At 51.8% G+C, this 13,723-nt stretch carries 10 protein-coding genes; 8 read left to right on the top strand and 2 right to left on the bottom strand.

Features of this window, described 5'->3' with window-relative positions; translation table 11 throughout:
• Nucleotides 1-3: 3 nt before the first annotated feature.
• Complete coding sequence (locus DFK18_RS12930) at nucleotides 4-633, bottom strand: YecA/YgfB family protein (protein ID WP_114418695.1); 630 nt, start codon at nucleotides 631-633, stop codon at nucleotides 4-6.
• Nucleotides 634-733: 100 nt separating this feature from the next.
• Here DFK18_RS12930 and DFK18_RS12925 point away from each other — a divergent pair, with 100 nt between their 5' ends.
• From DFK18_RS12925 to DFK18_RS12915, 3 genes are all read left to right on the top strand, one after another.
• Nucleotides 734-1,231: a SprT family zinc-dependent metalloprotease gene (locus DFK18_RS12925; protein ID WP_114418694.1), complete on the top strand. Its 498-nt coding sequence runs from the start codon at nucleotides 734-736 to the stop codon at nucleotides 1,229-1,231.
• 149 nt (nucleotides 1,232-1,380) lie between these two features.
• Entirely contained in the window at nucleotides 1,381-3,330 is a 1,950-nt protein-coding gene (acs, locus tag DFK18_RS12920) for an acetate--CoA ligase (protein ID WP_114418693.1), read from the top strand.
• Nucleotides 3,331-3,470: 140 nt separating this feature from the next.
• Nucleotides 3,471-4,133, top strand: a complete 663-nt coding sequence (locus tag DFK18_RS12915) for a LuxR C-terminal-related transcriptional regulator (protein WP_114418692.1) — start codon at nucleotides 3,471-3,473, stop codon at nucleotides 4,131-4,133.
• A 54-nt stretch (nucleotides 4,134-4,187) separates the two neighbouring features.
• On the opposite strand, the gene DFK18_RS12910 is transcribed toward DFK18_RS12915, so the two are convergent.
• Entirely contained in the window at nucleotides 4,188-8,147 is a 3,960-nt protein-coding gene (locus tag DFK18_RS12910) for a hybrid sensor histidine kinase/response regulator (RefSeq protein WP_114418691.1), read from the bottom strand.
• Nucleotides 8,148-8,444: 297 nt separating this feature from the next.
• On the opposite strand from DFK18_RS12910, the gene DFK18_RS12905 reads away from it, so the two are divergent.
• The 5 genes from DFK18_RS12905 to DFK18_RS12885 all read left to right on the top strand — a co-directional run bounded on the left by DFK18_RS12905 (nucleotide 8,445) and on the right by DFK18_RS12885 (nucleotide 13,613).
• Nucleotides 8,445-8,705 carry a DUF4212 domain-containing protein gene (locus tag DFK18_RS12905; RefSeq protein WP_114418690.1) on the top strand — a complete coding sequence of 87 codons (261 nt, stop codon included), beginning with the start codon at nucleotides 8,445-8,447 and terminating at the stop codon, nucleotides 8,703-8,705.
• Between the two features lie 6 nt (nucleotides 8,706-8,711).
• Nucleotides 8,712-10,508 (top strand): sodium:solute symporter family protein, encoded by a 1,797-nt coding sequence (locus tag DFK18_RS12900; RefSeq protein WP_114418689.1) that lies wholly within the window; start codon nucleotides 8,712-8,714, stop codon nucleotides 10,506-10,508.
• 94 nt (nucleotides 10,509-10,602) lie between these two features.
• Entirely contained in the window at nucleotides 10,603-11,121 is a 519-nt protein-coding gene (locus tag DFK18_RS12895; protein ID WP_114418688.1) for a hypothetical protein, read from the top strand.
• A 151-nt stretch (nucleotides 11,122-11,272) separates the two neighbouring features.
• Nucleotides 11,273-13,105 carry a DUF294 nucleotidyltransferase-like domain-containing protein gene (locus DFK18_RS12890; RefSeq protein WP_114418687.1) on the top strand — a complete coding sequence of 611 codons (1,833 nt, stop codon included), beginning with the start codon at nucleotides 11,273-11,275 and terminating at the stop codon, nucleotides 13,103-13,105.
• 25 nt (nucleotides 13,106-13,130) lie between these two features.
• Nucleotides 13,131-13,613, top strand: a complete 483-nt coding sequence (locus DFK18_RS12885) for a 3'-5' exonuclease (RefSeq protein WP_114418686.1) — start codon at nucleotides 13,131-13,133, stop codon at nucleotides 13,611-13,613.
• Nucleotides 13,614-13,723 lie beyond the last annotated feature (110 nt).

The raw sequence follows: 13,723 nt of genomic DNA, 5'->3' as shown, positions 1-13,723 counted from the left end.
GGATCAGCGCCGACGTTTTTTCTTTTTTCCACCGGGGAAGGAGGCGGGTGGTGCTTTCTTTTCTTCCGGGGCATTAAGTTGACAGTAGATGTCCAGGAGCAGCTCCGGCAGTTGGCTGGCAAAGGCCTGGAGTAATTCCGGGTTGTCTTCGATCTCGGCAAACTCTTCTTCTTCTGCAAAAAGACCGGAGAGTGCCATGATCGGCAATAGCAGTTCGGCGACTTCCTGTTCCTGTTGGTTGAACCAGATTTCTTCCTGCTCAAAGGCAGCCTGCATAAAGCCGGTACACCAGTCGGCGATAAACTCCTCGGTTTCCTCATTCCATTGGCTGGCAAAAGGCAGTTCAATGCCTGCTCCCTGGTAAAATCCCTGGGCGGCAAGTCGGTAGGCCTGGCTTAGCAGTGCTTGAAGATCAGCAGTTGCCCGCTGGTCGTTGCCCAGGAGCGCATCCACCCAATCTTCAGCAGGTGTTGCTTGAGGGCTGATGGCCTGGGCCGTAACATAGCCCAAGGCCAGAAAGAGATTTACTTCTTCCTCTTCCTCGGCATCAGTTTCAGGTGACAGAAGTGCATCCAGCTGGTCGAGTTCCTGTTCGTTGAGAGGGACGAGGGGATCAGGCTGATGGTCTTGCATGGGCTAGGGCTCAAGTAAGTGGAAATGACGACGAAAGGTTAACAGGGTTTTGAACAGACAGCAGTCACTTTTTGCTTCCCAGGAGCAGAGCCGCAGGTTAATGCAGGTGCGTAAAGAAGTGCTTAGGTGCTATGCCCTGGCAGAGCAGTTCTATCTTAAATCCTTTCCGCGTCCTGAAGTCAGTCTCAAGCTCAGGGGTAAAAGTGCCGGCGTCGCTGAATTGGGACGTAACCGTCTGCGTTTTAATCAGGTGTTGCTGGAGGAGAATGCTGAAGCCTTCCTGGCCGAGGTCGTTCCTCATGAAGTAGCTCATTTGCTCGCTTGGCAGCTACATGGCCGTAAAATTCGGCCCCATGGCAGGGAATGGCAACAAATCATGCATCAGGTTTTCGGCGTTGAGCCCCGCACGCGCCACCAGTTTGATGTCACCCGCTCTGCGCATCAGGGGTATATTTATGCTTGTGCCTGCCCAGATCAGCAGCATGCTTTGACATTAAGGCGGCATAATAAAATTATGGCTGGCCAGATCTATATTTGTCGTCGTTGTCAGGCAAATTTAACCTTCCTTCACGTTGATGAAAGCGTGACCGCATCCTGACCCATCAGTCACGCGTTTTTAAGCAATTGATTTTTAAGAAAAAAAAGCTGCTACCAAGGTCTAATGTTGTTACCCCGCGTTGGGCATGTATAACTTTGCGCAGTAAGTCGACACAAAAACAATCCATTTAGACACAGAGGCTGAGTCTGATGAGTGAACAACAGAAGGTTTATCCTGTACCTACTGAAATGGCAAAAAATGCCTGGATCGATAAAGAAAAATATCTGTCCATGTACAAGGAATCAGTGGAAAACCCCGAAGGTTTCTGGGCAGAGCAGGGTAAGCGCATTGACTGGATGAAACCCTACACCAAGGTTAAAAACACCAGTTTTGACGCCCACAATGTCGATATCCGCTGGTTTGAAGATGGCACCCTGAATGCTTCCGTCAACTGTCTTGACCGCCACCTGGAAAAGCGTGGTGATGAAGTGGCCATCGTTTGGGAAGGCGACGATCCCAACGAAGACAAGAAAATCACCTACCGTGAGCTTTACCACGAAGTCTGCCGTTTCGCCAATGGTCTGAAAAAACTGGGCGTCAAAAAAGGCGAAGTTGTAACTCTTTATATGCCCATGGTTCCTGAAGCAGCGGTAGCCATGCTGGCCTGTGCGCGTATTGGTGCGATCCACTCCGTCGTTTTTGGTGGCTTCTCTCCCGATGCCATTGCCAGCCGCGTGATCAGTGCTGACTCCCGCGTTATCATCACTTCCGATGAAGGTCTGCGTGGTGGCAAGCAGGTTCCTCTGAAAGAAAATGTCGATGAAGGCCTCACTAACCCCAATGTTAAAACGGTTGAGCATGTCGTAGTACTCAAGCGTACCGGTGGCGATATTGCCTGGCATGATCACCGTGATATCTGGTGGCATGATCTGGTTAAAGATTGCGCCGATGAGTGTGCTCCCGAAGAAATGAACGCTGAAGATCCTCTGTTCATTCTGTTTACTTCCGGTTCCACTGGTGCGCCCAAGGGCCTGAAGCACACTACTGGCGGTTACATGGTTTATGCCTCCATGACTCACCAGTATGTGTTTGATTATCAGCCTGGTGATGTTTACTGGTGTACTGCTGACGTAGGCTGGGTTACCGGTCACACCTACATTGTCTATGGCCCTCTGGCCAATGGTGCGACCACTCTGATGTTTGAAGGTGTACCTTCCTATCCTTCACACAGCCGCTTTGGTGATGTAATCGATAAGCATCAGGTCACTACTCTCTACACGGCGCCAACTGCGGTACGTGCTCTGATGGCCCAGGGTGACGATGTCATGGGCTCCACCAAGCGTACTTCCCTGCGTCTGCTGGGTTCCGTGGGTGAGCCCATCAACCCTGAAGCCTGGCAGTGGTACTACGACAAGATTGGTAACAGCGAGTGCCCCATTGTTGATACCTGGTGGCAAACTGAAACCGGCGGCATCCTGATTGCTCCGCTGCCCGGTGCAACCGATCTGAAGCCTGGTTCTGCCACCCTGCCGTTCTTCGGTGTTCAGCCTGCGCTGGTTGACCCTGAAGGCAATATCAAGGAAGGCGCAACCGAAGGTAATCTGGTGATTCTGGATTCCTGGCCAGGTCAGGGTCGTTCCATCTGGGGTGATCATGAGCGCTTTGTCCAGACCTACTTCTCCACCTACCAGGGCATGTACTTTACTGGTGACGGCTGCCGCCGTGATGAAGATGGTTACTACTGGATTACCGGCCGTGTTGATGATGTTATCAACGTTTCTGGTCACCGCATGGGTACTGCTGAAGTTGAGTCTGCCATGGTTGCTCACGAAGCTGTTGCTGAAGCAGCGGTTGTTGGCTATCCGCACGACATCAAGGGTCAGGGTATCTATGTCTACGTGACCTTGGCTGATGGCTACGAAGGCAGTGATGATCTGAAGAAAGAACTGGTCAAGTGGGTGCGCAAGGAAATTGGTCCTATCGCTTCTCCTGACGTGGTTCAGTTCTCGCCTGGTCTGCCCAAGACACGTTCCGGCAAGATCATGCGTCGCATTCTGCGCAAGATTGCTGCAAATGAGACCGACGGTCTGGGGGATACCTCCACACTGGCCGATCCATCTGTAGTGGATGATCTGATCAGCAATCGCGCGAACAAGTAAGTATCATCTGCAATCCCTACCTTTTGGCATTGCTTTTGCCCCGCTTTATGCGGGGCTTTCTTTTTTCTGTCACCTTGATAAATGATGTCAGGAATATAATAATGCTAGTCGTGTGACTGTTTATCACCGGAGGAAACTGAATGGCTTTACGCCACAAAATAATTGTTGCCGATGATCACCCTCTGTTTCGGGCTGCGCTCCAGCAAGCCGTACGTCAGGCACTCAGTGATGTCGAAATTGTCGAAGCTGATACCCTGGATGGCGTTCACAAGGCTGTAGCGGAAAATCCGGATGCTGACCTGATCCTTCTGGATCTGCATATGCCCGGTGCTCATGGTTTTTCTGGGTTGGTCTTCCTGCGTGGTGTAAATCCTGGTATTCCGGTGGTGGTTATTTCCGGCAGTGAGGATAACCACGTCATACGTCGGGCCATGGATTACGGTGCCTCCGGTTTTATTCCCAAATCTTCCCCCTTGGATCGTATTGCTGAGGCCATTACCCAGGTGATTGAAGGCGAGGTCTGGATTCCGCCTGAGATCGCTGACAGTCTTGACGAAATCAGCGAAGATGAAGCCCGTTTTGCTGAAGCCTTGGCTTCACTGACTCCGCAGCAGTTCCGTGTACTCAACATGCTGACAGAAGGCCTACTGAACAAGCAGATTGCCTATGAGTTGGATGTTTCCGAAGCGACGATCAAAGCTCACGTGACAGCCATCCTGCGCAAGCTGGGTGTTCATTCAAGAACCCAGGCCGTTATTGCTGCCAAGCGTCTTGAAGTTGAACCACCCAAGGTGGCTGACTAGTTCTTGCGGGTGGCCGACTTCCCTGCCCGTTTCGAGGGGAAGCCAGCCACCTGGTTAGCTCTGACGCCTGCGACTCTGTAATAGACGGGTGATCATGGCCCTGAGTGCAGCAGGTTTGACCGGTTTGTGCAGCAGTAGGTATCCGGCTTCATTGACTTCATCCGCAATTTCATCCGTCCTGTCTGCGGTGATCACGATCCCGCTGAGTGACTTGTCCGCATCCTCTTCCAACGCCTTGAGCGCTTCTACACCGGTTTTACCATCATTGAGATGGTAGTCCGCCAGATAGATATCGATTTCCGGTGCCTGCTCGTCCTTCAACAGCTCCTTGGCAGCCCCCAGGCTGGTGGCCGTGTGGGGTGAACACTTCCAGCCTTTGAGCATGGCTTCCATGCCTTCCAGAATCAGGGGCTCGTTATCAATACACAGAATTTCCAGGCCATCAAGCTTGTTGAAGCTACGCCGCCCCGGTGCAAAGCTGGAACTCACCTGTTGCGGCTGAACACTGGCCAGCTGCACAGAAAAGACAGTGCCCTTGCCTTGCCAGCTACGCACGCCGATTTGATGCTGAAGCACCCGGGACATTCTTTCCGCAATGGAAAGTCCTAGCCCCAGACCTTTTTCATTGCGTTTGTCGGGAGTATCCAGGCGTCGGAATTCCTGGAAAATCTCACCGATACGGCTATCGGGAATACCGGGGCCGGTATCCCAGACTTCCAGGCGGATTTCCTGGCCGCTACGCCGACAACCCAGCAAGACCCGGCCTTCACCGGTATAGCGCAGGGCATTGGAGAGGAAGTTCTGGAGGATGCGCCTGAGCATTTGTGGATCACTACGCACCCAGGCGCGGGTTTTGACCTGCTCCAGCTGTAGGCCACGGTCATTGGCCATGACCTGGAATTCAGCCATCAGGGGGTCGAGAATCTCGCTCAGGGCGAAGTCGCTGATTTTAGGCTGTAGGGCCCCGGCATCCAGTTTGGAGATATCCAGGAGAGTGCTCAGCAGCTCTTCCGCAGCTTTCAAGGAATTATCAATATGCCGGGTGGTTTTGATGTGCTCCTGATCCTCAACCTGCTGGGACAGGGCTGAGGTAAAGAGGCGTGCAGCATTCAAGGGTTGCAGCAGGTCGTGACTGGCAGCAGCCAGGAAGCGGGTTTTGGAAGCGTTGGCTTCTTCTGCCTGAAGTTTGGCCAGACGCATGTTTTCCTCGGCCTTGGCCCGGACCTGGTTTTCCTTGAAGAGCGCCGAGTTGAGTTCGGACAAGGCCAGAGTTCTTTCCCGCACCCTTTCTTCCAGGTGCTCGTTGGTTTCCTGCAGGGCAATTTCCACCAGGCGCCTTTCGGTAATGTCCTGGTAGAGGGCGAAAAAGCCAAGCAGTTCGCCATTTTCAGCAATGTGGGGAGTATAGGTTACCAGGGCATAGCGAACACTATGATTGCGGCTGGGGAGTTCCAGCTCGAAAGTCTGTCGCCGCCCTTCCAGGGCTGCACGCATAAAGGAGCTACGCGCTTCGTATTCTTCCTGGGGCAGGACTTCGTAAACAGGACGACCGATGACCTGGTTGCGGTCGATGTTCATGGCCTCTTCATAGGCGCGGTTGGTAAAGAGATAGCGGCGTTCGGTATCGAAGTAGGCAATTAATGCCGGGACATTGTCGGTATAAATGCGGATATTGTTTTCCGACTGGATGAGGGCTTCTTCGATTTGTTTCTGCTGGGTGATGTCCTGGTAGCTGTAGACAAAACCACCGCCGGGCATGGGGTTGCCCTGGATTTCGATCACAGTGCCATCCTGGCGATAGCGAATATAGCGATGTGGTTCGCCATCCTGGATATTATCCATCAACTGCTGCACATGGGTTTCCGGGTCACCGGGGCCATATTCTCCGCGTTCAGCGTTGTAGCGGAAAATCTCTATGGCCGGACGCCCGACCCGGATGAAGTTATCGGGAAAACTGAACAGCTCTAGATAGCGCTGATTCCAGATCACCAGATTCAGGTGCTGGTCAATTACGCTGATGCCCTGGGACAGGTTCTCGATGGTGGACTGCAACAGGCCACGGTTGAATTCCAGTACCTGAGAAGCTTCATCAACGATGGAGATAACATCGGAAATCTTGATTTCCTTGCCCTGCAGGGCCGAGCTCATCACGATCCTGGCTGAAGACGCGCCCAGTACTCCAGCCAGTAGTCTTTCCGTGTACTGGATCAATTCGATGCTGGCCGGGTCTTCATCACGCAAGGGAGGCTGGTGGCGCTTAAGTGCATAGTCTCGAAAAGCGCGGGTCACTGCGGCTTCGCCGACAAAGCGTTCGGCCAGCAGGCGCAGATCACCCAGGTTGGTCGAACCCTTCCACAGGCGAGAACTCTTGACCGGCTTGCTTTCCAGGTTATCCACAAAGGCAGAGGCCTGGATGCGGTCAATCACGCGTTGATGAGTCAGGCGGGAGACAGTCACATAAACCAGCACGTTGGCACTCAGGCTCCAGAGTACTCCCTGGGAAAAGAAGTCCAGACCGGTGGGGATAAAGAGGGCGGTAGGACGCAGCCATTCGATACCCCAGGGGCCCATTGCCAAAAGCTGGTTATGTACCAGTCCAGCTGCTTCAAGACTGGGCAGCAGCAGGGTGTAGCACCAGAAAATACCGCCCACGATCAAGCCGCTTAGCGCCCCCCAGCGATTGCCTCTTTTCCAGAGAATACCGCCGATGACTGCCGGGGCCAGTTGGCCGATGGCGGCAAATGCAAGAAAACCCGTTGCTGCCAGAGAGTTGAATTCGGCAATGATACGGTAGGTCAGATAGCCCAGAAGCAGTACCAGCAGAATAGTGATGCGGCGAATTCGTAGAACCAGACGCCCAAAATCCTGGTGGGAGGTACTGCTGACCCAACGGGTTTTCAGCAAAAAGGGAATGACGATTTCATTGGAAACCATGATGCTAACAGCCACAGTGGCCATGATGGCCATACTGGTGGCTGCTGAAAAACCGCCTACATAGGCCACCAGAGCCAGCCAGTCGAGATCATAAGCCAGGGGTAGGGTAAGGACGAAGGTGTCGGCTTCAACATTGCCATCGGGGAAGGTCACCAGACCTGCAGCAGCGACTGGCAAGACAAAGATGGCAAAGATGGCCAAGTAGGCCGGCAGAAACCAGCGCGCATGGCGGGCATCATCACGATGCGCATTTTCTACCACGGTGACGTGAAACATCCGCGGTAGCAGGATAATCGCCATCATTGAAAGCAATGTCTGGGCTACAAATCCCTGGGTCAGGGCTTCGGCATTCAGTTGGCGTTCCAAGGGCCGGAAAAATTCGGCTTTTCCGGCCAGATCAGCAAAGCCGTCAAAAAGTCCCCAGGTAATCACCCCGCCGACCAAGAGAAAAGCAAACAGCTTGACCAGGGATTCAAAAGCGATGGCCTGGATCAGGCCTTCGTGATGTTCGGTGGCATCGATATGACGCGTCCCGAAAAGAATCGCAAAAATACCCAGAATTAGGGCAACGTAAAGGGCTGAATCCGCCAGCAGGGGAATTTGGGTGAAATTGGTGGTGGCACTAAGGTCGGGGTAGCCGGTCAGGATTTCATAAGCCATGACGATGGCTTTCAGTTGCAAGGCAATATAGGGCAGGGTGCCCAAGAGAGCAAAGCTGGTGACCACAACTGCCAGTATTTGCCACTTGCCATAGCGTGAAGCAATAAAGTCGGCAATGGAGGTAATGTTCTGGGCTTTACTGACCCGGAAGATTTTGCGCAGCCAGGGCCAGGCAAAGAAATAAGTCAGTATGGGACCTAGGAAGATGCTGAGATAGAGTAGGCCGCCACCTGCTGCCTGCCCCACAGCACCATAAAAAGTCCAGGAGGTGCAATAGACCGTCAGGGCCAGGCTGTAAATCCAGGGCCGACTGGTGACCTGCTGTTGGCGCCTGGCAGCCCTGTCACCCTGCCAGGCCAGGGCAAAAAGGATCAACAGGTAGGTAAAGGAGATAAGAATGAGTTGCCAGCCTGCAAACATGGTGTTTCCCATAGATCGGTAAAAATAAATCGGCATTATGCGGATTAAAATAGAAGCCCGCCAATAAAAGGGGGCTGCCTATTAGACTATTGTCCTGTTAATAGCGGTTTCCTTATGTCACAAAACTGCATAAAAACAGGCTAACCTACTGAAAAAAAAGAGCTATTGATGAATTTGAGGCCTTTTTCTTCGGGGGATACTACTAATGTCGGGGATTACATACACCCTTATATTTTTGCAGAATCGCTCAGGCAGTTTCCCCAAAACTCTCAATAACAATAAATGGAGAGCGTAACTATGGCAGATGATAAATCCAATGCTGCTGCATACTGGTCGGCGAACCTTCGCCTGATCTTCGGAAGCCTGATTGTTTGGGCTTTGGTATCCTATGGCTTCGCCATTCTATTGCGTCCGCTGCTTGCTGGTATCCCAGTTGGCGGTACGGATCTTGGCTTCTGGTTTGCCCAACAGGGTTCAATTCTCACTTTCATCGCGATCATTTTCCACTATGCCTGGAGAATGAACAAGCTTGATGAAAAGTATGGCCTTGGGGAGTAAATCAGCATGAGTCAATTTGCAATCAACCTCTTGTTTGTCGGTGCATCCTTTGCACTCTACATCGGTATCGCCATCTGGGCCCGTGCCGGTTCGACGAAAGACTTCTACGTTGCTGGCGGTGGTGTTCACCCTGTCACCAACGGTATGGCTACCGCAGCTGACTGGATGTCTGCGGCTTCCTTTATCTCCATGGCCGGTCTGCTGGCTTCTGGTGGTTATTTCGCATCTTCCTTCCTGATGGGTTGGACTGGCGGCTACGTGCTGCTGGCAATGCTGCTGGCTCCTTACCTGCGTAAGTTCGGCAAGTTCACCGTTCCTGACTTCATCGGTGACCGCTTCTACAGTGGCGCTGCGCGTAACATCGCGGTTGTTTGTCTGATCGTTGCTTCTGTTACTTACGTAATCGGTCAGATGAGTGGTGCTGGTGTTGCCTTCTCCCGCTTCCTGGAGATCTCCAACACTGCCGGTATCTGGATTGCTGCTCTGATCGTATTCCTGTACGCCGTATTCGGTGGCATGAAAGGCATTACCTACACTCAGGTTGCTCAGTACGTGGTACTGATCATTGCCTACACCATTCCTGCCATCTTTATCGCCATGCAGCTGACTGGCAACCCCATTCCTATGTTTGGTCTGTTCAGCACTCATGAAGCTTCCGGCGTACCTCTGCTGGAAAAACTGAACACTGTTGTTAGCGAGCTGGGCTTCCGTGAATACACTGCCGACATCGACAACAAGCTGAACATGTTCCTGTTCACTCTGTCTCTGATGTTTGGTACTGCGGGTCTGCCTCACGTAATCATCCGCTTCTTCACCGTACCTAAGGTAGCTGACGCACGTTGGTCTGCTGGTTGGGCTCTGGTCTTTATCGCCCTGCTGTACCTGACTGCTCCTGCAGTAGGTTCCATGGCTCGTCTGAACCTGATCACCACTGTTTACCCTGAAGCAGCTGGCCAGGTTGAAGATTATGACGCGGCTATGCGCGATGCAATTGAGTACGAAGAGCGTCCTGACTGGGTTAAGACTTGGGAAGAAACCGGTCTGATCACCTTTGAAGACAAGAACAACGATGGTCGCATCCAGTTCTACAACGACAAGAGCGAAGAATTTGCTTCTATCGCTGAAGCTCGTGGCTGGAACGGTAGCGAACTGAGCGTTAACAACGACATCCTGGTGCTGGCTAACCCAGAAATTGCCAACCTGCCACCCTGGGTAATCGGTCTGATTGCGGCTGGTGGTATCGCTGCGGCCCTGTCTACTGCTGCGGGTCTGCTGCTGGCAATCTCTTCTGCGGTCAGTCACGACTTGATCAAGAAGACCTTCAAGCCTGACATCACTGAAAAAGGTGAGATGCTGGCTGCTCGTATCTCCATGGCTGCAGCTATCCTGGTAGCAACCTACCTGGGTCTTAACCCTCCCGGTTTTGCTGCCCAGACCGTAGCCCTGGCCTTTGGTATCGCTGCCGCTTCCATCTTCCCTGCACTGATGATGGGTATCTTCTCTGTAACGATGAACAACAAGGGTGCTGTTGCCGGCATGCTGGCTGGTCTGCTGACTACCCTGGTTTACATCTTTACTTACAAGGGCTGGCTGTTCATCCCAGGTACCAACACTCTGCCTGATAACGTAGATAACTGGATTCTGGGTGTATCACCTCTGTCCTTCGGTGCAATTGGTGCCGTCATCAACTTCGCGGTTGCCTTCATCGTGGCCAAGTCTACAGACGCGCCACCTGCAGAGATCCGTGAAATGGTTGAAAGTGTTCGCTATCCTAAGGGTGCGGGCGCTGCACAAGACCACTAAGTAGTCTTTAACCTGAAAAGCAGTTATAGTCTGCTGAGGTTAAAACAGTTCGGGCTTCCCTAGGGAAGCCCGACTTATTTCAGGAAGTGAAAATATGATGTGGCATTTAATAGCAGCAGGCATTTGCGGCCTGGCTGCTGCAGGTATCGCTCTTTTTCTGCGCAAGATCTCACGCAACCGGTTGCCCAAATGGATTATTCCTCTGTTTGTTGGCATCGGGATGCTGTCTTACCAGATCTATATCGAGTACAACTGGTATGCGATGAAAACCGAACAGCTGCCTGAAGAATCGGTGGTTGTTTCTACAAAAAACCAGGAGAACCTCTGGCGTCCCTGGACCTATGTCTTCCCTATGGTTGGTGCTTTTACTCTTTTGGATACTTCAAGCCTGCAGCTTCAGGATCTGGAAGGCCAGAAAACTGCCAAATTCACCCTTTACCGCTTTGAGCGTCAGCATGTTGACCGAGTTAAAAGCCAGGCGCATCTGCTCAATTGCACCACCCGTGAACTTCTGCCTCTGAAGGTTGAAGATGGTTCGCCGGATATTCAGGGTTTGGTTGCACTGCCTGAAGGTGATCGTCTTTACCAGGAAGTTTGTTCAGCTTCCGAGTGATGGATTTTGATACTAAAGTACGGCTTACAGTGATTAGGGGGGTTTGTTAAATTCATTGTTATGAGCCTGAATAGGCGTGCACGGACGGCTGCATCAAATGCCCTGACTTTTCCTGCTAAGGGCAATGGCTCCTATAATAAGGATAAAGAAAATGAGCAATGAATTTGATATTTCCCACCCGCCATTTGACCTGCTGACCGAGGAAGAGCAGCAGGAACTGCTCACTTGCCTAGATATCGGTTATTTTGGCAAGGACGAGACCATTATCGAAACGGGTCAGAGCAGTGATTATGTCTTTGTTGTCATGAAAGGTGCCGTTGTCGAGTTTGATGGGCAACGGGGCGAAGACAATGAAGAAAGCCTGATCCGCGAATACGCCCAGGAAGACCTTTTCGGAGCCATTAGTATTATCAATGGCTCGAGCCGCTATACCTTCCGGGCACTCGAAGAAACTATCGCCTGGTTGCTGCCCAAGGATATTTTCCTCAAGTTTATGGATGGCAACAGTGCTTTTGCCGCCTATTTCCAAAATACCCTCGCCGAAAAAGCACGCCTTTTAGAAAGCCGTCGTAGTAAGCAACAGGGCGGTGGTGATATGTCCGCCTTTATGCTGGCCAAGGTGGGGGCATCCGTTCTGCGCGAAGCAGTGGTGCTGGATTCCGGTACCAGTATTCTTGAAGCCACCCGTACCATGCGTGAGCAGCAGGCTGACTGCCTTCTGGTTCGCAAGGGCAGTCAATTCGGCATGGTTACCCGTACCGACCTGCTCGAAGGTGTGGTACTCAAAGAAATGACTCTGGAAGCAGATATCTGTGATCTGGCCAGTTATAACCTGCTGACCGTTCAGTCGGATGACTTTCTGTTTAATGCCCTGGTTTTGATGACCCGCCACAAGGTACAGCGGGTTGTTGTCTTTGATGGCCCTAAACTGGAAGGACTGGTCGAGCTGACGGATGTGCTCAGTTTCTTCTCCAGTCAATCCCACGTTATCGGCCTGCAGATTGAAAGAGCGAGTAATCTGGAGGAGTTGGCCCGTGCTGCCAAGGGAACAACGGATCTGGTTAGCGGCCTGGTCTCCCAGGGTGTCAAAATCCGCTTTGCTATGGACCTCTTGGCTGCACTGAATGGTCGAATCATTGCCAAGGCTTTCGAACACTTGGTTCCTGAAGAAATCCGGCAAAAATGTTGTCTATTGGTTATGGGCAGCGAAGGTCGGGGTGAACAGGTACTGAAAACCGACCAGGATAATGCCTTGATACTGGCCGATGATCTGGAATGGCCTGAATGCAGCAAGGTTATGGAGAAATTTACCAATACCCTGCTGGACTTTGGTTATCCACTGTGCCCGGGCAACATCATGGTTTCTAACTCTGAATGGGTGATGACCGAGTCAGAATGGAAGAAAAAGCTGGGGCAGTGGACCAGCTCGGTCGAGGGTACAGGGCTGATGAATCTGGCCATTTTTGTCGATGCTCACGCTGTCGCGGGCGATTCGCGTTTGTTCAATCGCTTGCGTGACAGCCTGTTTAGTACCCTGGAAGGCAATGATGTCTTCTATTCTTACTTCGGTATGCCATTGCGCCGTTTCAGTACGCCCTTGACCTTTTTTGGCGGCCTGAAAAGTTCGGATGGTATGGATATCAAGAAAGGAGGGATCTTCCCCATAGTGCACGGGGTAAGAACCATGGCCTTGCAATTCAAGATCAAGGAAACCAATACCTTTCAACGCCTAGAAGCCCTGGCGGAAAAAAGAGTGATCAAAAAGGATTTTGCTGATGACTTGGCAGAAGCTCTGGCTGTTATGAGTACCCTGAGGCTGCACCAGCAGTTGAAAGCTGAAACAGGGCAGGCAGCCATGGATGAAGCCAATCTGATCAGCGCGGTGGGCCTTAACAAGCTGGACAGGGATCTTTTGCGTGAAGCCCTGCATATGGTGAAAGAGTTTAAATCGCGAATGTCCCATCGCTATCATCTTGAACGGTAATTAATATAAAAAAGAGGTGAGCAACATGGTTCTTAAAACAATAAGAAGTGCCACAGATAAATGGACGCACAAGGACGGTGAATATGCGTTTATGTTTGAACCCTATGACGGCGATGAAGTAGTCGCTCTGGATTGCGAAATGACCGACCTGGATCCGCAAAAAGCGGAGCTGGTGTCTATCGCTGCGGTCAAAATCAAGGGGACCCAGGTTTTAACCAGTGACAAGCTGGATATCAAGCTGCAGAAACCGGAAAGCCTGACCGGTGATTCCATCAAGATTCACCGTATTCGTGGTGTGGATCTGCGTGGCGGTGAAGTTCTGGCCGATGCTCTCCAGCAGCTGCTGGAGTTCGTGGGTAATCGTCCGATTATGGGCTATTACATCAACTATGATATTACGGTCCTGAACCGTTTCATTCGTCCTCGTTTCGGTTTCAGCCTGCCCAATAAAACCATTGAACTCTCCAATAGTTACCTGGACAAGGTGAAAATGTTAATGGCCAACTAAACTGACCCGCTTCTGGCCATTAATTTTGACCCACCTCCAGGGTGGCTTTGGCCACCAGAACCAGTACCTTCCCTGAATCATTTTTCTCAAGGGGAAGGGTTTTGAAGGAG

The organism is Marinospirillum perlucidum (assembly GCF_003336805.1).
In the GTDB taxonomy this organism is placed as follows: Bacteria; Pseudomonadota; Gammaproteobacteria; order Pseudomonadales; family Halomonadaceae; genus Marinospirillum; species Marinospirillum perlucidum.
This window is presented reverse-complemented; position numbering and strand designations above follow the sequence as displayed.